The organism is Paenibacillus litoralis, from assembly GCF_046244365.1.
Taxonomy (GTDB): domain Bacteria; phylum Bacillota; class Bacilli; order Paenibacillales; family NBRC-103111; genus Paenibacillus_V.
Genome location: NZ_CP176395.1, coordinates 8,488,315 through 8,509,913 on the forward strand (window position 1 = coordinate 8,488,315; position 21,599 = coordinate 8,509,913).

The 21,599-nt window shown below is 54.8% G+C and carries 18 protein-coding genes and 1 riboswitch; of the genes, 11 read left to right on the forward strand and 7 right to left on the reverse strand.

From position 1 onward, the window contains the following. Positions 1-376: 376 nt before the first annotated feature. Complete coding sequence (locus tag ACKGJP_RS35830) at positions 377-1,528, forward strand: S8 family peptidase (protein WP_409343464.1); 1,152 nt, start codon at positions 377-379, stop codon at positions 1,526-1,528. 60 nt (positions 1,529-1,588) lie between these two features. Here ACKGJP_RS35830 and ACKGJP_RS35835 read toward each other — a convergent pair whose 3' ends face one another. Then, on the reverse strand, positions 1,589-1,999 hold the full coding sequence (locus tag ACKGJP_RS35835; protein WP_409343465.1) for a DUF1934 domain-containing protein: 411 nt from the start codon (positions 1,997-1,999) through the stop codon (positions 1,589-1,591). Between the two features lie 258 nt (positions 2,000-2,257). Here ACKGJP_RS35835 and ACKGJP_RS35840 point away from each other — a divergent pair, with 258 nt between their 5' ends. Then, the gene (locus tag ACKGJP_RS35840) at positions 2,258-3,082 is read left to right on the forward strand and encodes an AraC family transcriptional regulator (RefSeq protein WP_409343466.1); all 825 of its coding nucleotides are present in this window, start codon (positions 2,258-2,260) and stop codon (positions 3,080-3,082) included. 101 nt (positions 3,083-3,183) lie between these two features. On the opposite strand, the gene speE is transcribed toward ACKGJP_RS35840, so the two are convergent. Continuing rightward, positions 3,184-4,011 (reverse strand): polyamine aminopropyltransferase, encoded by an 828-nt coding sequence (speE, locus tag ACKGJP_RS35845; RefSeq protein WP_409343467.1) that lies wholly within the window; start codon positions 4,009-4,011, stop codon positions 3,184-3,186. Between the two features lie 377 nt (positions 4,012-4,388). Here speE and ACKGJP_RS35850 point away from each other — a divergent pair, with 377 nt between their 5' ends. The 4 genes from ACKGJP_RS35850 (at position 4,389) to ACKGJP_RS35865 (ending at position 9,980) form a co-directional block, all read left to right on the forward strand. Then, positions 4,389-6,512: a transglycosylase domain-containing protein gene (locus ACKGJP_RS35850; protein WP_409343468.1), complete on the forward strand. Its 2,124-nt coding sequence runs from the start codon at positions 4,389-4,391 to the stop codon at positions 6,510-6,512. Between the two features lie 187 nt (positions 6,513-6,699). Continuing rightward, positions 6,700-7,551: an EcsC family protein gene (locus ACKGJP_RS35855; protein ID WP_409347347.1), complete on the forward strand. Its 852-nt coding sequence runs from the start codon at positions 6,700-6,702 to the stop codon at positions 7,549-7,551. 474 nt (positions 7,552-8,025) lie between these two features. Continuing rightward, positions 8,026-8,415 carry a hypothetical protein gene (locus tag ACKGJP_RS35860; RefSeq protein WP_409343469.1) on the forward strand — a complete coding sequence of 130 codons (390 nt, stop codon included), beginning with the start codon at positions 8,026-8,028 and terminating at the stop codon, positions 8,413-8,415. Positions 8,416-8,795: 380 nt separating this feature from the next. Next, positions 8,796-9,980, forward strand: a complete 1,185-nt coding sequence (locus ACKGJP_RS35865) for an MFS transporter (RefSeq protein ID WP_409343470.1) — start codon at positions 8,796-8,798, stop codon at positions 9,978-9,980. Positions 9,981-10,131: 151 nt separating this feature from the next. Here the strand turns inward: ACKGJP_RS35865 and ACKGJP_RS35870 are convergent, their stop codons facing one another. Continuing rightward, positions 10,132-10,908, reverse strand: coding sequence for a DUF1836 domain-containing protein (locus ACKGJP_RS35870; protein WP_409343471.1), 777 nt, complete (start codon positions 10,906-10,908; stop codon positions 10,132-10,134). A 340-nt stretch (positions 10,909-11,248) separates the two neighbouring features. Between ACKGJP_RS35870 and ACKGJP_RS35875 the strand changes: the two genes are divergently transcribed. Continuing rightward, complete coding sequence (locus tag ACKGJP_RS35875) at positions 11,249-12,535, forward strand: hemolysin family protein (protein ID WP_409343472.1); 1,287 nt, start codon at positions 11,249-11,251, stop codon at positions 12,533-12,535. Positions 12,536-12,739: 204 nt separating this feature from the next. Here ACKGJP_RS35875 and ACKGJP_RS35880 read toward each other — a convergent pair whose 3' ends face one another. Then, positions 12,740-13,234 carry a YwhD family protein gene (locus ACKGJP_RS35880; RefSeq protein WP_409343473.1) on the reverse strand — a complete coding sequence of 165 codons (495 nt, stop codon included), beginning with the start codon at positions 13,232-13,234 and terminating at the stop codon, positions 12,740-12,742. Positions 13,235-13,369: 135 nt separating this feature from the next. On the opposite strand from ACKGJP_RS35880, the gene ACKGJP_RS35885 reads away from it, so the two are divergent. Then, positions 13,370-15,370 (forward strand): M1 family metallopeptidase, encoded by a 2,001-nt coding sequence (locus ACKGJP_RS35885; RefSeq protein ID WP_409343474.1) that lies wholly within the window; start codon positions 13,370-13,372, stop codon positions 15,368-15,370. Positions 15,371-15,380: 10 nt separating this feature from the next. Beyond that, positions 15,381-16,199, forward strand: a complete 819-nt coding sequence (locus tag ACKGJP_RS35890) for a hypothetical protein (protein WP_409343475.1) — start codon at positions 15,381-15,383, stop codon at positions 16,197-16,199. A 96-nt stretch (positions 16,200-16,295) separates the two neighbouring features. Here the strand turns inward: ACKGJP_RS35890 and ACKGJP_RS35895 are convergent, their stop codons facing one another. Both ACKGJP_RS35895 and ACKGJP_RS35900 read right to left on the reverse strand, forming a co-directional pair. Then, entirely contained in the window at positions 16,296-17,069 is a 774-nt protein-coding gene (locus ACKGJP_RS35895; protein ID WP_409343476.1) for a pirin family protein, read from the reverse strand. Between the two features lie 124 nt (positions 17,070-17,193). Continuing rightward, positions 17,194-17,646, reverse strand: coding sequence for a MarR family winged helix-turn-helix transcriptional regulator (locus ACKGJP_RS35900; RefSeq protein WP_409343477.1), 453 nt, complete (start codon positions 17,644-17,646; stop codon positions 17,194-17,196). Positions 17,647-17,866: 220 nt separating this feature from the next. Continuing rightward, a riboswitch (cyclic di-AMP (ydaO/yuaA leader) is annotated at positions 17,867-18,001 on the forward strand. Between the two features lie 2 nt (positions 18,002-18,003). Here ACKGJP_RS35900 and ACKGJP_RS35905 point away from each other — a divergent pair. Then, positions 18,004-18,474: a C40 family peptidase gene (locus tag ACKGJP_RS35905; protein ID WP_409343478.1), complete on the forward strand. Its 471-nt coding sequence runs from the start codon at positions 18,004-18,006 to the stop codon at positions 18,472-18,474. Positions 18,475-18,596: 122 nt separating this feature from the next. On the opposite strand, the gene ACKGJP_RS35910 is transcribed toward ACKGJP_RS35905, so the two are convergent. After that, positions 18,597-20,171, reverse strand: coding sequence for an FAD-dependent oxidoreductase (locus ACKGJP_RS35910; RefSeq protein ID WP_409343479.1), 1,575 nt, complete (start codon positions 20,169-20,171; stop codon positions 18,597-18,599). A gap of 318 nt (positions 20,172-20,489) precedes the next feature. On the opposite strand from ACKGJP_RS35910, the gene ACKGJP_RS35915 reads away from it, so the two are divergent. Beyond that, complete coding sequence (locus tag ACKGJP_RS35915) at positions 20,490-21,548, forward strand: LacI family DNA-binding transcriptional regulator (RefSeq protein WP_409343480.1); 1,059 nt, start codon at positions 20,490-20,492, stop codon at positions 21,546-21,548. The last annotated feature ends 51 nt before the right edge of the window (positions 21,549-21,599 follow it).

Genomic DNA, 21,599 nt, shown 5'->3' on the forward strand with positions numbered 1-21,599 from the left:
GCCGTCCGCCACCGTTATCGTTCGTATCAAGCTTTCGCTAGTTCATCCTCTAGTAAACCCTATTTTATACAAAAATGCAACTGGCTCTCGAACCCGGGACAAGGGAGTGCCGGAAGACGGACAAAAATAAGCGAAGGCCATGATCGCCTCCGCTTCGTGACTGTATCCTTGTTGATGGTGATCGGCCACTCACCACCTCGTCCCAGTAGCAAGAGTTCCGAATTCAACCCTCAAAACCATCCTATGTGGAAAATAGCCCGTTGACACGGCCCGGCGTCTAATTATTTTCATGCAGGCTCCCATCTCAATCCAGTTCGGCGACCTGTACATATGATAACTCCATAATTGAAATCATTGCGGCAAGGGGGAAATTCCCGTGAGTGACGCCCGCCTGTTCCAAACGCTTCATGAGGAGATCCAGGTCCCGAACGATTCCGACCGCAGAGCCATCATCCGGTTCAAGTCCCGCGATGATTTCACCCGTTGGCTGAGGCTGCGCGAGAAGCTCATCCCCGACCTCCCCCGCTTGGCGTACGTACGGCCGCTTGCGATGATTCACGCTTTTTCTTGTCCGCTCCCATGCGCCGAAACAGGCGCTGCTTTCCCCGCCGTCGCCGGCATCGAATGGGATCGCAAGGAAGCGGCTGTGCATGGCTTGCCCGATATCAGACGGTCGGCCACGATCAAGCCGTCGGGCGACAGCCCTTATATTCCATGGGGAGTCAGCCATATCAAAGCTCCTCAAACCTGGAGCCGGACAACCGGTAACCGTGTCCGCGTAGCCGTTATCGACACCGGCATCGACTACAATCACCCCGATCTCCAGCATGCCGTCGAGAATGGCATCAACCTCATCAACCGGCATTCCTTGCCCGTTGACGATAACGGCCATGGCACACATATCGCCGGCACGATCGCCGCTTACGCCCAGAACGGCATTACCGGCGTCGCCCCGCAAGCGTCCATCCACCCGGTCAAAGCTTTTGACGAGGACGGAACGGCTTACGTTTCCGACATTATATACGGGATCTACTGGTGCTTGCGCAATCGGATCGATGTCGTCAATATGAGCTTCGGCATGAAGCACCACAGCCGTGCGCTCGAAGACGCCGTACGTACCGCTTATTATTCCGGCATGATCATCGTGGCGTCCTCCGGCAACGACGGCCGCACGTCCCGCATCGATTATCCGGCCCGGTTCCCGCATACGCTGTCCGTCGGCGCTACGAACAAAAAAAGCCAGATCGCATCCTTCAGCAATAAAAGCAAATATATCGACATCTACGCGCCCGGCGAAAAGATCGTGTCGACCTGGCTCCGCGGCGAGTACCAGGAATTAAGCGGCACCTCGATGGCCACATCGCACGTATCGGGCGTCGTCGCCCTGCTCTTGTCCGCCAACCGCAAGCTGACGCCGCGCAAAATAAAGTCGATCATACGGCGAAACGCGTCGCGAATGACGTCCAAACGTCTCTCGTCCGACACGGGAGAGCTAAACGCCTACCGAAGCGTAAAATCGTCCCTTTAAACCGAGCGCCGGATAAGTCCGAGGCCGGTTTTTCCGGTTTCGCCGGATTTCTGGCCGCTCTTACGCTTCGAAAAGCGTCATCGTAAGCTTATAACGGCCGGCATGGTCGCCGCTCACGTATAGATCGTAGCTCCATTTCACGCTCGCCGGCGTTCCATCCAGATCCACCTGCAGCCGCTCCGTCTCCGTATGCAGCTCCATCATGCCTTGCGCGGTCTCGTAATAGCCGCGAAGCCGTTCCGACATCACGAACGTTTGCTCCGAGCGCGTATCGCCATGCCGAATGATCCGGATTTGCTTATGGTCAATCTTGACCGTCGTGACCGTTCGACCGAGTTCGCTTTCCTTTTCGTTATAGCGCAAAAAAACGCTCCCGGCTTTATCGTAACGGTCCGCCTTCACCCTCTGCTCGATCCGTTCGCCTCCGCTCTCGCTTACGATGAGAAGCTCTACCTGCCGTTTGTCTGTCATTACCGTTAACCGCCTTCCTCTTACCCGGCTTCCGTCATCCGGCCGCCCCTTGAATGGTTTCAAGTGTAGCGGAAGACTTGCCGCTTTTCAATGAATTCCGCTGAAATCCTGCCACCCGCTCCAAGGGACATGCTATAATACATAGCAAGGAAAAACGGCTTCGCCGTCTTTTGACGGCGCGTTTACCGAGAAGTCGAACCATCAGCATAGGATATACTTTCCGATATTTCAAAAGAAATGCCAGGCAAGGAGAAGCAAATGAACCGTAACACCTTCCCGCTGTTGACCGGCGCCGAGCGCAAGCTCCCGTTGTTCGTGACCAGCGTCGGCGGCTGGTACAACCAGGAGCGAATGCTCCGGGAAACCGGCTTTCCGGATTACCAATGGATTCAGACGCTGGGCGGCGAAGGCGTCCTGCATACCGATCACATGACCGCCGGCCTATCCAAAGGCCAAGGCATGCTGCTTATTCCGCACGAGCGCCACGAGTATTACGCGACCAAAGAGCCCTGGGAGGTCATGTGGGTGTCGTTCAACGGAAGCATGGCCAAAGAGCTGCTTGCTTCCTTGAGTTTTACGCATTCGCAAACGCTCTATGTGTCGCATCCCGACACGATTCTCAAAAAAATGCACGCCGCCCTCTCGCTGCTGGACGCGCATACGTCGCTCACCGGTTTCGAATGCTCCAGCCTCATGTATCAGATGCTGCTCGATCTTCACACTTACGCCTCCCCGCTCGAGGTCCGGACGAAACGGCAGCATTACGAGCAGCTATTTCCCGTGCTCAGCTATATCGAGAAGAACTTCCGGCAGCCGATATCGCTTGAAATGATCGCATCCCGGCTGCAATTGTCACCCCAATATACCTGCCACTTGTTCCAGCAGACGCTCGGCATGCGACCGTTCGAATATATCAACAAATTCCGCTTAAGCAAGGCGAAGGAGCTGCTGCTTGCCCAAATGGCGATGGACGTCAAAGAAGTCGCGCAGCATGTCGGGTATGAGCATGCCAGCTATTTTATCAAGCTGTTCAAACGGGAGGAAGGCGTCACGCCAAGCGCATTCCGCCGCATTCACCGCTAAAAGGCATGCAAGTTGGCTGAACGCTCTGGCCGACGGAAAAAGCGCCTGTCGCTGCTTCGATAAGCAGCGACAGGCGCTTTTTGGGTAATGGGAAATATCGCTTACTTGACCAGGTTACGTACAAAGCGCGGGAGCGCGAATGCCGCTTTATGCAGCTCCGGCGTGTAGTATTTCGTTTCGAGCTCCGGAATGGATGCTTCGTCCACTTGCAGCGGATCATGCGTTTTGCTGCCCATCGTGAACGTCCACAGGCCGCTTGGGTAAGTCGGGATGTTCGCCACATAAACGCGTACGATCGGGAAAATTTCTTTTACGTCGCGGTTCACGGTTTGGATCAAGTCCGCCTTGAACCACGGGTTGTCGGTTTGCGCAACGAAAATACCGTCTTCTTTAAGCGCTTCGTAAATGCCTTGATAGAACCCTTTGGAGAACAGCTCCACGGCTGGGCCTACCGGCTCGGTCGAATCGACCATGATGACGTCATACGTATTTTTATGGTCGTGAATGTGCATGTAACCGTCGTTAACGATGACTTCCACGCGCGGGTTATCCAGCTCGCCGGCAATTTCCGGCAAAAATTTCTTGGAATACTCGATCACTTTACCGTCGATTTCGACAAGAACCGCTTTTTTCACTTTAGGATGCTTCAGCACTTCGCGGATCACGCCGCCGTCGCCGCCGCCGACCACAAGAACGTATTCCGGGTTCGGGTGCGTAACAAGCGCAGGGTGGGCCACCATCTCGTGATAAACGAACTCGTCTTTTACCGTCGTCATGACCATGCCGTCAAGCACGAGCATCCGCCCGAACTCTTCCGTTTCGATCATCGCAAGATCCTGGAAATCCGTTTTCTCCGTCACCAGCGTTTGGCGAATTTTCGCCGTAATGCCGAACGTTTCCGTTTGTTTCTCCGTGTACCACAATTCCATCGTCCGCACCTCGTTTTCCAATGTATTTGTTGTCCGCGGCCGGGATTGGCCGATGGCCGTTATGCCGCAGAACCGTCATGCTTGCTCGTTGCCTCTTCACACCGGCTATCCGAAATCAAATAGGAAACCACCATTTGTATTATAGTAAATCACGTCAAAAAAGCAATATCGCCAAGCCTCTTCACAAAATATTTACTATTTTGGACGAACATGCGGTATAGCCGCGCAGCTCCGTTTCCATACTGGTAAAGAACCCCACAATGCGACGAACTCCAGTGCAGCGTATTCCGACTAACGTGCGGGGGAGCCCCGAAACCATAAAACATAAAGACAAAACCCGCATAGTGACGAGCAATCAGCGGAGAGGAGGCAGTCCCATGGCTACCAAAGACGAACCGAGAGCCAAGCGGCAAGCGAACGGCAGCGGTACCGCTAACGCTAACGCATCAAGAAGCGGAGGAAACGGCGGAAACGGAACAAAAGGCTCACGCCGTCCCCGCGGTAAATGGAAATCCGCATTTTCCTTTCTATTCTCCTGCTTTGTCATCGGCGGGTTCGGCATCCTGCTGGGACTGCTGTACCTTCGCTCCCAGGCGCTGCCTGCGGTAAGCGTCAGTCAAACGTCGCAGATCTATGATGCGCAGGGCAAACTCATCGGCGCCATGAACGGCGGGGAAAACCGCCAGGTCATCGCTCTCAAGGACGTGTCGTCAAACTTTTTGAAGGCGATTCTTGCGGTGGAGGACCACCGGTTCTACGAGCATGTCGGCTTCGATCCGAAAGGGATGGCGCGCGCTGCGGTGACCAACCTCAAGACGCTGTCGAAGGAGCAAGGAGCCAGCACGATCACGCAGCAGCTTGCGCGCAACCTGTATTTGAACCACGACCGGACTTGGTCCCGTAAATTCAAAGAGCTGATGTTTGCCGTCCAGCTCGAAATGCAGCTGAGCAAGGATCAGATATTGGAGCAGTATGTCAATCAGATTTACTTCGGCCATTCCACTTACGGCGTGCAAGCGGCAGCCCAAATGTTTTACGGCAAAGACGCCAAAGATCTCGATCTGGCGGAGGCCGCTCTGTTGGCAGGCGTACCGAAGGGGCCGAAGTATTATTCGCCGTATTTGGACATGGACAACGCGAAGCAGCGGCAAAAAATCATTTTGGACGCGATGGCCGGCTACGGCGACATAACGTCGGCGCAAGCGAATGCGGCTTATGCCGAGCAGCTGACCATCGTCCCGCGCAAAACGGAACAGCCTACGGAGGCGCCCTATTTTCGCGATTACATCCGCACGCTTGTTACGCAGAAATACGATATCGACGAGAAAACGTTCGATTCCGGCGGCATCAAGATTTTCACGACACTCGATCTGAATGCGCAGAAGGCTGCCGAAGAAGCGATCGCCAAGCAGCTCGACAATACGAGCGGGCTGCAGGCCGCGCTGGTAGCGATCGATCCGCGCAACGGATATATCAAGGCGATGGTCGGCGGCAAAAATTATAACGAGAACCAGTTCAACCGCGTGTTCGCGAACAGCCGTCAGCCCGGCTCGGCCTTCAAGGCGATCGTTTATTTAGCCGCCCTGCAGAATGGGTTCACGCCGGTTTCCCGGTATAAAAGCGAGCCGACCTCCTTCCCGTACGACAACAACAGGCAGACGTATACGCCCAACAACTTCGGCAACAAGTTCTTCGGCGAAATCGATATGCGGACGGCCATTTCGAAATCGGACAACATTTATGCCGTGCATACGCTGATGGACGTCGGGCCGGACAAGGTGATCGAGATGGCGCGCAAAATGGGCATCACTAGCCCGCTCGAAGCGGTTCCATCCCTTGCGCTCGGCACGTCGCCGGTCAGTCCGTTCGAGATGGCTTCCGCTTTCGGGACGATCGCCAATCAGGGCATCCGCGTCGAGCCGACCGCCATTCTGCGCATCGAGGATTCGCGCGGCCGCCTGCTCATTCAGACGTCGCCGAGCGAGCAGCGCGTATCCGCTCCGGCCTACACGTACGTGCTGACCGGCCTGATGGAGAGCGTCTTCGAGGAAGGCGGGACAGGCTTCCGCGTTTCCGACGTCATGAAGCGGCCGGTGGCCGGCAAGTCCGGGACGACGGACAGCGACGCTTGGATGGTCGGCTTTACGCCCGAGCTGTCGACCGCGGTATGGGTCGGCTACGACCGCGACCGCAACATCAGTACGCTCGAGCAGTACAAGGCGGCTCCGATATTCGCGGAATTTACGGAACGGACGCTCGAGGCGATCCCGCCGAAGCTGTTCCCGATGCCCGACGGCGTAACCAATACGTATATCGACCCGGTCACCGGGAAGCTGGCCAACGACGCCTGCCCGAACTCCCGCCTGGAAACGTTCGTTACCGGCACGGAGCCGACGGAATATTGCGCCGAATCGAAGACGGGCAGCCAGCCGGAGCCGCCGGACGGAGGCAAGCAGAAGAAGTCGTGGTGGAACGATCTGAAGCGTTGGTGGAATGAGTGACGGAACTCGTCGCGTAATCATGCAACCTATCGGCATCGAGAGGATTGTCCCTTCTTTCATTAAAAAGGGCGGTCCTCTTTGGCGTCTATTGTGGTTTCCACTATTCCCTTTGAAGTTCAACCGCTAAATAGAAAACGAATCCTTCCTCCCCGAAGCGCGTATTATGCTTAAGGACAATTCAGAGAGGATGAGCCGGATGGACAATCTTCAATCGGCGGCATTGCCGGAGACACGGGAAGCCTTGCAGAAGGAGCTGCAAGCGGTTGAAGCGTGGGAGCGAGACCAAAAGGATTTGTGGTTTTGGGAAAAGCTCGGCCGTTTGCCGTTCATGCTTCTGGACAAGGTGACACCGAAATTTCTGCAGGACAAAATCGGTCAGGCGATCGACGAGGTCGGCAGCTATGTCCAGACGGGCGGGCAATATTTAATTTCCGAGCGGACCGTGCTCCAGGAACTGAGCAGCCGGAGCGCACAAGCTGCGGGGGTGCAGCGCGTAGATACGGTCGAGGAAGCGTCCAGGCTGCCCCTGTCCGTCATGGACGCCGGAGCCGACGAGTTTGCCGGGGCGCGCGCGAAGCTTGCCGCCGTGCAAGGGGCCACCACGGGAATCGGCGGTATTTTTACACTGGCGATCGACATCCCGGCGCTGCTCGGTCTATCGCTGAAGGTGCTCCAGGAAATCGCGCTGTGCTATGGCTATAACCCGAAGGATCAGAAGGAACGGATGTTCGTCGTCCTTTGTCTCCAATTCGCTTCCTCGGATATTGTCGGAAAACGGGCGATTCTGGAGAAGCTGGCTTCATTCGACAGCGAACAAAAGCAGCATCAAGCATTCGCGCAGCTGCAAGGCTGGCGTGAGGTTGTGGCGACATATAGAGACAATTTCGGCTGGAAAAAGCTGTTCCAGATGGTGCCGATCGCCGGCATGCTGTTCGGCGCCTTCCTAAATAAAGGCACGCTGCAGGACGTTGCGGAGGCGGGCAAAATGCTATACCGCAAACGCCGCATCATGGCGCGTTTGAACGAAGAAACGGCGTAGAAGTTTCCGCTGCAAGAACGCAAAAAAGCAGACGCGAGGTCTGCTTTTTTGCTGTCCTAGTATATTGCTTCAATATACTTCACCTAGTATACATCGACCTCAGAACGCTTCACAACTACTGACACAGAATCGCCACATTTGCCGGCGGGGCTGTTCGACCGGCCGATTTTCCGAGAAACTGGTTGGTTCTACCCGGGGAGTTTTTAGTGTATGGCGCTGCGCGGGTTTATGATCGGATATTTGCCCCCAACCCATCCGCCCATAAGCAAAAACCTCCGTATGGCAAGGAGCTTTCCGGATAGACGATCGGATCGGATATAAACGCACATTTTGGCCGCAGCGTACATTCATCCAAGCCATAGCCGGATATCCCCATACTATAGGGGTGTAAAGATTCACTACTTGCACGACTCCAGCCAGCACGCTACCCGAGCTCGGTATGTACCATCCGTTAGCGAAAGGGGGTGGAACCGAATGAATCAACGAATCGACAAACGAACGGTAAACCAGATGATCGGAAAACACATTTATGCCGTCAGAAAAGACGGATCGACCGTTTCCGGCAAACTCGTCCGCCTGAGCGGCAATCGGCTTGTCCTCAAAGCGCACGACGATAATAAAGTAAGAACAAGCGCGATTATCCCCCTCGTCCTATTCGATCTGCTCGCCATCGGCACGCTGGGCGCCTGGGGCGGCGGGTTTGGCGGCGGCTGCGGCATAGGAGGTTGCGGCCCGTATGCCGGACAGGGACCGGGCTTTGACCCTTACGCAGCCGGACCGGTCGGTTATCCGGGACCCGGACAATACCCGCAACCTGGACCGTATCCAGGACCCGGAGCAGGCGGCGGAGGCTATTTCTGGTAGGCAACGCGCAAGGCGGACTCCAGGTTCGCTGCCCGCAAGCAAACCCGTAGCCGCATAAGGAAAACTCACCCTTGCTATTGTCTGGAGAAAGGCCCGGCATTTCCTGTCCGGGCCTTAGGGCATTAACAGAATGATCAAGGGATTGGGCTGTTTTCCTTGCTTTACCGCCCTTTCTACAGCAGGAAAATCCCGGCATACGGCCAATCGCAGCTGTGCTATAATGATGTCTTGATAGCCCTACCAACTACAAGGATAAACGCCTGCCGGCGTCTTATGACGCCGTGCGTTTACCGGAGAAATATAAGCGCTTATCGTGTGAAACATATAAATTCATATATTTTAAGAAACGGGTGAACCCCTTGTCGCCAGAGCTTCGCAAAATGTTGATCATGAACTTCGTTTCGGCGATTATTTTCATCTATATCGGCATTTTCGTTAACTTGTACATATGGGAAGCGAACAAGAGCATTTTCGAAGTATCCTGGTACAACTTGGTTTTGTTCACCTGCTGGGGCATATCTTATGCGCTCGGAGCCAATTTGCTTTGGCGGTATACGATTCGGCTGCTCCTCGCGCTATCGGCAGGCTGCGGAGCGATCGCCTTCCTCCTGCTCACTTACCTGACGCTGGACAATCGTCTGATCTGGATAGCGCTAATCGGCCTGCCGGTCGGCTTTATGTGGGGCTTCTTCGCATCGGCTCAGAACTTGAGTATCGCCTTCTTCGGCAAAGGCAACGATGTTGCGGTCTATTTCGCTACGGCGAGCATCATCTCGCAGACGCTGTCTATGCTCGTACCGATACTATCCGCGCAGGTCATCGAATGGTTCGGCTACGGGGGCTCGTTTACGATGATGTTCGCCTTCCTTATCGTCATGCTGGCCTATTCCTCCCTCATGCCGCGCCTATCGCTGCCGGCCGCAAGCATTGCCGAAGGCGGGTTCTGGCTGCAGATGAAAGCAAGCCGCGTATTCTGGGAGCCCGGCTCGAAATGGCTCGTATTGGCGATTTTGGTAGCCGGCATTTTTCTGCAATTCCAAAACCTGTTCGCTCTGCTGTTCACCTTCACCGTAACGCAAAGCAAGCTCTTGATTGCCTTGCTTAACGCACTGTATACCATTTCCTCCCTGCTGGGACTGCTTATGTACAAACGGATCAAATGGAGCGAAAACACCTTCCTGTGGATCGGCGTATCGCTTCTGTCGGCCGGGTTCCTGATGGCCATGTTCCCGCTGAAACCGGTGCTGATCGCCTCTAATCTGCTCACCACGCTCGGCATGTTTTTCTTCGGCACGGTGTGGAACGCGCAGCAGTTCCGTTGTATCCGGCACTACACCCCGGGACGTCAGGCGACGTTCCTTGTTTGGCGGGAAGTTCTGCTCTGCGTGACGCGATGCCTAATGCTGGTAACCATACTCTCGTTGGACGATCTGAAAGGCGGCTTGTTTTACACCTTAATCGCGATTACGCTGGCCAGCCTGCTGTCCATCCCCGTGTTCCAAACCAAAGCCTCCAAGGAAGCGGCGCGCATCCAGCAGCCAAGCGGGATCGGTCCATCCCTGTAAGGATAAACGCCTACCGGCGTCTTTTGACGCTGGCGTTTACCGTAGGTGGAGAGCCGTATCCGAGGATATACTTTCCGATACACTAAACTTAAGAAAACCCCGGCTCAGACGGTATAAGCGTCTGAGCCGGGGTTTTCCTTTGCCGATCTGACTAACGCAGCGTGTGAAGAAACAAGGTAGCGTTCAAATAGCGGCGCGCAAGTGAATTGAAGAACGAGGTTTGCACGCTGACAAGCGCGATAACGAGCATGTTGCGCAGCGCCTCTTTTTGGTCGGAAGGCAATGCCGACATGGCATCGACATACGCATCGGTTTTTTGCCGGATCATCTGCTCCATGAGGATATCGTGATTGCGCAAGCTGCCCTTGTCATGACCGCGAACGTCCAGCAGCTGATCGTTGTTCTCGTCCAATTCTTCGAATAGCGAGGAATACGTCCAGAACAATTGGACCGGAAGCATCAGATCGTCGGTATCGTCTTCCGGGCTCCGGAAAATGATATGGAACATCTTGCGGATCGATTCGAAATCCAAGTTGGATTTGAGATCTTCGACGATAAACAGCATGGCCGCCTGCTCGATCGAATATTTTTTGCCGGCTTTCGGGGATCCCAAAAATTCTTTGAAGTCCCGTTTCACCCAGTTCTGAACCGACGTAATCGAGAAGTTCGTATATTCGATTTGATTGCCGAGCGAAACGATTTCCGATAGGGAAAAGCCGTCAACGCGCTGCTGCTTGATCATTTTCTCAAATACAGGCGGAAGTGCCGTCGACAGGAAAGCGAGCAGGGAACCCCCTTTGGCCATGTCGCCCTTATGGGTGCGGATCCAAGCTTCCTGCAATACGGCAAGCGGCGCCAACTCATGCTTGCCCTGCAAAGCTAGCAATAACGAAGCGGCTTCTCGCCGGGTTAACGTAAAGGTCTCCAACCGTACCACCTCTTGCACATACAAGTTCTTTTGAACTTATCATAAAACCGGAGCAGGCCGTTGTCAAAGGAGAATCTTACAGAAGCCAAGCTCGTTTGACGCAGAAGCAACGATAACAAGATCCCGCCAGCCGTCTTTCTCCTGGAAGACCGTGCGTTTGCCAAGAAATCGACCAATCCGCGGAGCCTTGGCTTTCTGAGATTTGCAAAACGGCGCCATACGAGCAAATGAGCACATATTCGACCCATATCGAACATTGCAGCTCAATTATTAAGGTCTTATAATGAGTTCATATGAACTTATCAAAAGAAAATACGCTTCACACAGAGGGAAGGTTGTTATGGCTTTAAATTTAGTGCTAGTTGCATTTCTTATCGTATTGACCGCTTTTTTCGTCGCTACGGAATTTGCCATCATTCGGCTTCGCTCCAGCCGGGTTGACCAGCTCGTCATGGAGGGCCGCAAGAACGCGATCGCCGTTCAGAAGGTAACAAGCAATTTGGACGGGTATTTGTCCGCCTGCCAGCTGGGTATTACGATCACCGCTCTCGGCTTGGGCTGGCTCGGGGAACCGACGGTCGAGAAAATTCTTCATCCGCTGTTTGCGACTTTGGGATTAAGCGATGACATCGGCAGCTTCTTGTCCTTCATCATTGCTTTCATTAGTATTACCTATCTTCACGTTGTACTCGGCGAGCTGGCGCCCAAGACGCTGGCTATTCAGAAAGCGGAAGCGATCAGCTTTTTGACGGCCAGGCCCATTATGATTTTCTATAAAATCATGTATCCTTTTATATGGGTGCTGAACGGCTCCGCAAACGCCTTGATCAAAGCTTTCGGTCTGAAGCCGGCCAAAGAAAGCGAGGAAGCCCACTCCGAGGAGGAAATCCGGATCATTTTATCGGAGAGCCTTGAGAGCGGTAAAATCAATACAACGGAGTACGGATATGTGAGCCGGATTTTCGCATTCGACGAGCTGCTGGCCCGGGAAATCATGATACCGCGTACGGATATGGTCTGCTTGTATACGGAAAACACGCTTGAGCAGAACCTCGCGATCATCAAGCAGGAGCAGTACACCCGTTTCCCCGTCGTTACCGGAAGCAAGGACAATATCGCAGGCTACATTAATACGAAGCAGTTTTTTCTGAGATACGACAACAATGCGGACTTCGACCTCCAATCCATCCTGCAGCCCGCCATCATGGTGCCTGATGTGACGCCGGTTAAGCAGCTGCTCAAACAGCTTCAGCACGAACAGGTCCATATTGCGATCTTGGTCGACGAATACGGCGGAACGGCCGGTCTCGTAACGATCGAGGACATTCTGGAGGAAATCGTGGGAGAAATCCGCGACGAGTTCGATGCTAACGAGCGGAAGGAAATCGAGCAGCTCGACGATCGGTTGGTTGTAGACGGTATGGCCATGCTGAGCGAAGTGAACGATTTGCTCAATGCCGACCTAGACAGCGAAGACATCGATTCGATCGGCGGATGGCTGTACAGCAAAGCGCCCGACTTGAAGGTCGGACAAAAATTCGAGTTCGGGGATCTCGTCTTCGTCGTTAAAGAGCGCGAGAAAAACCGGATTCGCAAAATCGAAGTGTTCCAACTGGCCGAACGGTAATTCCTCATGCTCCTTCATTAAATAGTAAGAACATGCCGCTGCCGGCCCACGTTCAAACGGAATAAGTACGCGCACACGCAAAAGGCTCCCTGGTCGGGGAGCCTTTTGTTCGCTTATCGTTTTCGGTTGAGCTCGAAGAGCGGCCTGCTGCAGAGTGCGTATGCGCCAGGTCCGTGCATAGCCGACGATAGGGACTTCCAACCTTTACAGAGCCTGCTGAGCCGCTTCCGAGCGCGCCCACCATTCGGCATTGTGTCCGGTCAGCGCCTGCTTGAGCGCCGCCTTCTCCGCGTCGTCAAGCCCTTCCACAAGGATTTGGCGTTTCATCGCCTTATCCATCCGGTTTACGTGATCGGCAAGAATTTTCCAGCCGCGCCGTGCCTCCGAGTCGATCAGCATTTCACATGCCGCCAGCCCCGCATAATAAGCGCCTTCCTCCGTCCGGTCGACCGCCACCCAAACGATCCAGCATTTGCGTCCGTTCGGTACGTCTTCCTTGTTGGGCGAAAACTTGATGCCCTTCTCGATCTTGCTCTTCGCATGAAGCGTGCCTTCGTCTAAATACGCTTCGCCGCCGTCGATAATGATGCCCGAAACGTTGCTAAGATCGATCGCCCCGGCGCCGAATCCTTTATGATTCACTTTGCTGCTGACGATATTCAAAGCGGGAAGCTTTTTCCCTTTGTCTTGTCCTTCCATCGTTCCCACCGTCCATTTTCGAGATATGTGACGCCCCAAAAAGCATTGTCCACTTTTTTCTCTATTTTAGCTAATATTTGTCCCAATGCAAACATATACATGCTGTAGATGCTTGTCAACGGGGTGAATAATCGTATGAAACCATTTCCAGCAAACCGATCCGTCCTGTGGATCGCCGCGGTTCTGCTCGTTTGCGGCCTGACGCTAACCGTGCACGCCCTGCTGTTTCCGAAACAGACGGGACAACCCATAGCGGTAACCTCCCTGAACGAGCCTAACGGAGGGAACGCCATCCCGCTTGAGCCGCCGAAAACCCCGGAGAAAAAGACAGAAACGCCGCTCAGCAACCGCATCGTCGAATACCACCTGTCCGCCGCCCTGCAGCCCGACACCAAAACGCTGCTCGGAGCGCAAACCGTCACCTGGGAAAATCCAGGAAAAAAGCCGGTTAGCGAGCTTTATTTTCACCTGTATCCGAATGCCTTCGAATCCAAAAAAACAACCTTCAACCGCGAATCGGGGGGCAAGCTGCGCGACACCGAAATGAGAGGCGACACGATCGGCTCCATGAGCATCCAGTCGATCATCAATCAGCAAGGCATGGACTTACTATCCCGCATCAGCTACGTACAGCCCGACGACGGCAACCCGAACGACCGCACCCTGATGAAGCTGGAGCTGCCGCAAACCGTCGGCCCTGGACAGAAGGTGACGCTAACGATGAAGTACACCGTCGACCTTCCTTATGTATATGCCCGAATGGGCTATGCCGACAACGATTTCTATATGATCGGCCAATGGTTCCCCAAGGTGGCCGTCTATGAGCCTGCCGGCACGCGAGGACGCGAGGAAGAAGGCTGGAACATTCATCAGTATCACGGCAATTCGGAGTTTTACGCGAACTTCGGCATTTTTGACGTCAAGCTTAAGGTCCCTTCCGCTTTCATGGTCGCCGCAACCGGCTTTCCGACCAAACCGGCCACTGAAGATAAGGGCTACAAAACGTATTCGTTCTATGCCGACGACGTGCATGACTTTGCCTGGGCGGCTTCCCCGAACTTCAAATATTACGAGGAGCCTTTCTCGAGCCCCGACCTGCCCGGCGTGAGAATTAAGCTGTATCTCGATCCGAAGCACGAGCCCTACAAAAACCGTTACATGCTGGCGGCCAAAAAAGCGCTCTCCCGCTATAGCGAATGGTACGGCACTTATCCGTACTCGACCCTTTCGATCGTCGTGCCTCCGGAAGGCGGAAACGGCGCGGGGGGCATGGAATATCCGAACTTGATCACCGCCTGGGGAGCCTCCGACGCCAAGCCGGATCTGGAGCTCGAGCGCGTCGTCGTTCATGAAATCGGTCATCAGTTCTTCTACGGCATGGTCGCCTCCAACGAGTTCGAGGAAGCTTGGCTGGACGAAGGCTTCACTTCCTACGCCGAAGACAAGCTGATGGAAAAGGAATACGGCGTAAGATCGAACCTGCCGCTCGAAGGCAGCTATATGACGGCCCCCGCTCCGCTGAAGAAAAATGCATGGGACTACGGCCCGCACGGCCAGTACGCCGATAATGTCTACACCCGTTCCAAGCTGGTGCTGAGCGCAATGGAGAAGGAAGTCGGGGCGAGCACGATGAACAAAATCATGCGTACTTACTTCAGCCGATGGAAATTCAAACATCCGTCGACGCAGGATTTTCAGAAAACAGTTGAAGACGTCACCAAACGCAAGTGGGACGACTTCTTCAATCAATACGTCTACGGCGGCATGATGATCGACTATTCCGTGGAGAGCATCCGTACCCGCAAAGCCGAGCAGCAAGGGCAAACCGTCTACGAGAGCGAAGTGCTGATCCGCAAGCGGGGCGCGCAGCATGACGCCGTGCCGATCCGCTTCCATTTTAGCGACGGCACGAAGCTCGACAAGACGTGGAACAGCGACGGCACCGAAACGCTGTATAAGCTCAGCCACAGCGCGCCGGTCGACTGGGTCATGATCGACCCCGACCGCAACCTTATTCTCGAGAACAAACACATGAACAACTTTATGAAAGCGGAAGTCGATCCGAAATGGAACGCGCGCTGGAACATCGGCGTCGACAAAATATTGGAGACCTTGTTCGGATGGGTCGCCTGGTGAGGTGAATCGGATGATTCGATACGTGAAGGAAGGCTGGACGGAGGCGTGGCGGCAGCCGTTCGTCCTGCTGACGATGTTTGTTTACCGGTTCGCTTGGGGCTTCGCGCTCTTCTCCCTCGCCCGTTCCGTCGTGCTGCCCCTTCTGCACCGGTACCCGGGCAAGACGATTTCGGAGTCGCAGGTTCAGCTGTTCTATGCGGAGGGGCAATTTCAGCTGCTCAAAACGGACATCGCCCACTCCTACCTTTGGCTGCTGCTCGGTCTGCTTATTGCCCGCATGGCGCTTACGCCTCTGCTGAACGCCGCCGTCTACTATTCGATCGCCCGACCTGAAGAAAATGCCGGCTACCGTTTTTTTAAAGGGATCAAGAAGCTTGGCTTGCCGTTTATCGGCTACTATACGCTGCGCATAGCGCTGACGCTCGGTCCTCTTGCTTTGCTCCTTCCGAAGGTCAAAGGCATCGTGGCGCACGGCGGCAGCTATGAAGGGATTCTGAAGGAACTGCTGCCGTATGGAGTCGCCGCCTTTCTGTACGGCGCTTTGATTCATCTTTTGTTCGTCTTCCTCCAGCTTGGCCGGGCCGAGGAGCGCCCGATGGGAGCGTCGCTCGGCACCCTGTTCCGCTCCTTTCTCCTAATGATCGGCGTAGCCCTTGTATTGTTTCTCATCACTTTGCTCATCTCCAGCATCGTCGTCTTCGCATCGCTCATGTGGGCCGGACTATGGGCGCTCATCCTGTACCAGGTTTATAGGTTCGTACAGACGCTGTTCGATCTGTGGGGAATCACCTCCCAGCATCGGCTGTACGTGGAGAAAAGCGACTATTGAACGATCCCCGTGACCGCAAGCGCAAAGAATGAATAAAACCTCCAAACCGCCGAGAATGAATGCGGGCTTGGAGGTTTTTTCAGCATGCAGCCGGGTTTATTTACGGTATAGAAAATAGTTGACCTCAAGCGGCACTTCGATCGACACGAACCGCAGCGACGCGCTTCCGCTTGCCTCAAAGCGGAATGAAGATTCCGCATTCGCAGCGGTCAAGACCGCGAAGTCTGCGTATTGCAAAGGCTCGGCCCGCAGCCCCGACTGCTCCTGTACGCCGCCTTCGCCCTCGACGACGAGCAGTGCGACGGCCCGGCCCTTAGGCACCTCGTACCTGTGCATGCTCCCCGGATCCAGCGTCACATCGAGCATGATCGGCGCCGTAATCAGCGAGACCGGGGCGCCTTCGCCGATGATCGTTTTCACCTTAACGCCATCCTCATTACGCGCCGGAAACTGCTCGTGCTCGAATTGACGGTAGGTCGGCTCCAGCTTATTCGCCTCAACGAGATTCGGCTCGAACCAAATCTGGAACAGCTCCGCATCCTTCTCCAGCTTCTCGGCGTGATGCACGCCGCTGCCCGCCTGCATCACTTGCGCGCCTCCGGCGGAAACCTGCTGCGAGTTCCCGAGGGAATCGCTGTGCACCCCCGTACCTTTGAGCACGTACGAAACGATTTCGAACCCCGAATGCGGATGGGGAGGGATTTCGAACGTTTCGTTCGCCTTAGCCCACGCCCAGTAAAACAGCGGTCCTACGCGCTTTACGGCCCCCTCTTCGCGAGGGAACGCGATCGGCTTGCGCTCGCTGATTTCTCCGTTTTGGCCGAACTGCCCTCTCCCCTGCTGCTCCGTTCCGTAAATCGTTACTCCCATTTTAAATTCCTCCTTTGATTAGGTTGTCCAATACGTCCGCTTATCCCGCAGGAAAGCCTCGTTTATGTTGCCAGTCAAAAAATCTCAAAATTAAGATAATGACGTTGCGGCGGGCACCAGTAAGCTACTTGTAAGTCTCCTGTGCCGCTTTGCCCAGCTTCTTGAGCAGCCGCACCGCTTGCTTCTTCTCTTCCGGGTTTAGCCCGCTTACCGCTTGCCGGATCGCCTCCGTATGCGACGGAAACAGCTCTTGTATGAGCTTACGGCCATTGTCCGTCAGCTCCGCATAAATGACGCGACGGTCATTCGGATAAGGAACCCGATTCAACAGCTTCTTTCTCACGAGCTTATCGACCACATACGTGATGTTTCCGCTCGAAATTAATATTTTCTCTCCGATCTGCTGAAGCGGCTGCGGTCCTTTATGATAAACCAGTTCAAGCACGCCGAATTCCGTCGGATTAAGACCGTGCCTGCGAATATGACGGGTTGAATGGGCTTCCGCCCAAATGTGCGCCCGGGACAGCACTATATACAGCTCGAGCGATTCGTCCTTCCCCTCGTCGACATGTGCCATTGCTTCTTCCCTCCGATCGACCAGCGCGATTGAATTATCTTAACATTAAGATAATCGAACGCTGCTATTTTGTCAAACGCTGCCGAGTATTCGGCTTTATCCGGCCGTTCGACAAAATTCTCGGTTATTTTTAAAAAAGATGATGTTTTTTTAAAGAAAACTTAAGAAACCGGCAGGATTTTCATCCCGGATAGCGAATTCATAACGTCGGCAAGAAAAAAAAGGAAAGATGCCGAATTCCCTGATCGGGAAACGGGGGAACCAATACTGGGTGAATTGATCTCGAAAGCAAGGGATCATAGGGTACCTTCAACCGAACCCTCAGCTAACCTCGTAGGCAACGGAAGGAGTTTCGTTTTGAAGAAAGCTGTCGTATTTGTCGTTAGTATCGTCATGTTTCTGAGCTTCATGGCAAGCAGCGTCTCTGCGGAAACCCCGCTGAACGAAGCAGTGGACGAATTGATTGGAACCCCTTACAAATATGCGGGGATGTCGGAAAAGGGCTTTGACTGCTCCGGCTTTACCAGCTATTTGTTCGCCAAGTTCAACATCGATCTGCCTCACAGCTCGAAGTCCCAAAACACGGAGGGCTTCTGGGTCGACAAGAAGGATCTCCGCGCAGGAGATCTGGTGTTCTTTAACACCGACGGCAAAGGGATTTCCCATGTCGGCGTCTACCTCGGGGATGGCATTTTCGCTCATTCCGCAACCGGAGACGGCGTCATCAAAACGAAATTGTCCGATTCGTATTACGCGAAGCGGTACGTTTCGGCCCGCCGCGTGATGTGGGACGATCTTTACAATCAGTTGACCACGGACGCGAAATAAGTAAAAGCAAGCGAAAGTATAAGTATTGCCTTATCCGAGTACATACTTATATGTCGCGAAAAAGACCTTCCGGACTCATGTCCGGGAGGTCTTTTTCCGTCCCCTATTTGGATCTTAGCCAGTTATACCGCTTGAATAACCGGCCAGTGCAGCTCGACGCCCTCGGCGGCGAGCAGCCGCTGGAAGTCGGCAAGCAAAGTCGCATCGTTGCGCACCTGGCGGGGCTCTACTTGATTAAGCATGCAGAACACGGCCAGATAGCCGGCTGCTTCCCCGATGTTCCATTCCACCGGATGAAGCCGGTAGCATCCGTTCGTCAGATGGGTCGTCCCGATATTTTTGCAAGCCGGCAGCAGGTTGTTCATCCGTACCGGGATTAAGCTGCCGAGCGGAATTTGGAACGGGTAGGTCGAGCTGTCGATATACGACTGCATGCCGGTGCTCGGATGCAAGTCCATCCGATAGCAGCCGATGCCGATCGTATCCGCGAACGGCATCGCGCCTTGGTCGCCGCGGCAAGGCGCCGTAATATGCTGCTCCAGCACCGTGAACTCGGCACGGATCCGGCGAGATTCGCGGATGTATGCCGCCTTTGCCAGCCCGTCCTCCGTGCCGACTACGTCTTTGCGCAGCCTTAAGCCCGGGTAACCGAGCTTGCCGTCCGGCCGGGGCGCTTCCGTCTGCATCCAATAGAAGAACGAAAGGCTTAGCTGTCTCGCCCCTTCCAGGTGACGCTGCCGCTCCTCTTCACTGACGTCGATGACCGGGCCGAGCCAGTAATCGTGCATAATCCAGTTAACTAGCGTAATATCGCTGGCATAAGTGCCCGGAGCGAAGTTCGATTTGTCGATAATGCGCCGGTACCGCCACAGATCAGGAACGCCTTGCTGCGGCATAATCGAGTAGAGCGTCGGCTCCAGCGTAATATAGTGCGGAACAAGCATGCCCAACTGCTTGCCCGGCCAAAAATCGGCCTGGTAATCGCGCCAGAACGCATAGTCCCGCGGCTTTTCGATCGTGTGGTCTTCACCTTCGATATAATCCATGGCAAAACAGTGCGTAATCGCCTGCATATCGGTAGGATCGGCATCTCCCGTCAACGCGTGCGGCTCGCCGGTTTCCCGCTGCGATTCGGAACCCGTTACATATTCCGTGCCCGTCATCGGGAGCAAGTCGCCGCATTCGGTCGCGTCCAAAAAATAAGGCGCCGTCAGTACCGTCTCGCCGCCGGTATCGGTATGGCGAACCGTAACGGAACGGACGCGATCGCCGTCGGTCTCCGCAGCAACCGGTACGCAGTTGAGCAGCACGACAAGCTTGCCGCTATGCACATAGGGCGCCAGCATATCCTGCAGTACGGCTAAGGCGGTACGCGGCTCGTGGCATAAGCGGCTGACGTTCCCGTTGCCGGGATTCAGGTTCCGGTTGGCGCGCGCTTCCGGCGTAAGCGGCATTGTGCGCCTGTAGAAATCGCGCACGCCGTCGCGGAATTGCCGGTAAGTACGCGTACAGCCGAATTGCTCGATCCATCTGTGCTCGTCGGGCGGCACCGCTTGACTGGTCAGCTGCCCGCCGATCCAATCGGTTTCTTCGGTCATCACGACCGTCTTGCCCAATCTCGCTGCAGCTAACGCTGCGGCGCAACCGCCCGTTCCCCCTCCGATAATCACCACATCGCTCTTCCGTTCCCGCTTCATCCGTCTCCATCCCTTCAACCTTCATTTGTTCCGTCAAGTTACGTTTTTGTTTCAAATCTCAGAAAGTATAAACTCCGCTGATTGTTCGATTTCTCGGTAAACGTCTGGCACCAAAGTAGACCGAAGGGCGCTTATCCTTGGTAAATAAACGAACGATACTTCTTGATAAGATTCGACAACCCCTACATTGACATCCAATTTACCATCATTTTATAATGAGTTAATCAATGCTTCTAGTTTAGTTTTAGTTACGTTTTTATTAACTTTTACTTTACTTACGTTTATGAAAAATCCATACCGTAAATAAGGAGACCGGCCATGCCGCGAAAAAAAACGATTAAGCTGGATGATTTGGCGGAGGAGCTCGGGCTGACGGCGCATACCGTCTCCAAAGCGCTGAGAGGGCTGCCCGGAATGTCCGAGGAGACGCGCCGGGTCGTGCGCGAGCATGCGGCCAAACGCGGGTACTATACCAAAGAACAGAAACAAGCCGCCTCGCTTGAGGGGGTGCCGTTATATGCCGGAAAGCCTTACCGCTTTCTGTTTATCGTACCGACGGAGCAGCTCAAGCAATCGTATATTCACCACCTGCTGCTGCAGGGACTGCAGGAAAGGCTGGCCGAAGTCGGCCACACCGCGACCATGCTGTTTCTGCCGGACAGCGTGCAGACCGACCAGCAATTCGCCGCTTGGATGGAGCAGCACGACCTTTCTTATGCGGACGGCATCTTCATGACGCCGAACACGCCGCTTCTTGCCGAGAAAAAGCTGCTTGAGCTGCCCATGCCGCGTATCCTGCTCAACTTCCCGCCGCCCGGCGCCCCGATCGACAGCATCGTTTGGGACGTATACGATACGACGGTGCTGGCTGTGAATCATTTGCTGGCGAACGGCCACAAACGCATCATGTACATCGGGAACGTCACGCAAACCCGCGGCTACAGGCTCCGCTGGCAAGCGTTCGTCGAAGCGATGGGGCAAGCGGGACTCGGCGTCAACCCGGACGATCATCTGCTGCTCGGAAACGTCCATGCCGAAGAGCTCACGGCCCTGTTTCTCGACAAGCGCCAACGCATGCTGCCGACAGCCCTGATCTGCGCCAGCGATCTCGACTTGTCTTGGCTGTATTACGCCTACGGCACGTTACAACAGCGCATTCCGGCGGACTGCTCGCTCGTCAGTTTGGCCGTTTCGCCGCTGCCGTCCGACGTCACGCGCCCGGCCTTCTTGATCAAAGAATGCGGCCATCGCGCTGCAGACAGAATGCTATGGCGGATCGCCAACCCGCATGCTCCCTATGAGCAGGTCAGGCTGATCAGCCGGCTGCTCGAAGGCTCGACGGTCGCTCCGCTCAAGCAGCCCGGCGTCGATTCCTAGCCCGGAAGCAGCCGAGCCGAAGTTCCGCATACACGCATTTTTTTACAAACC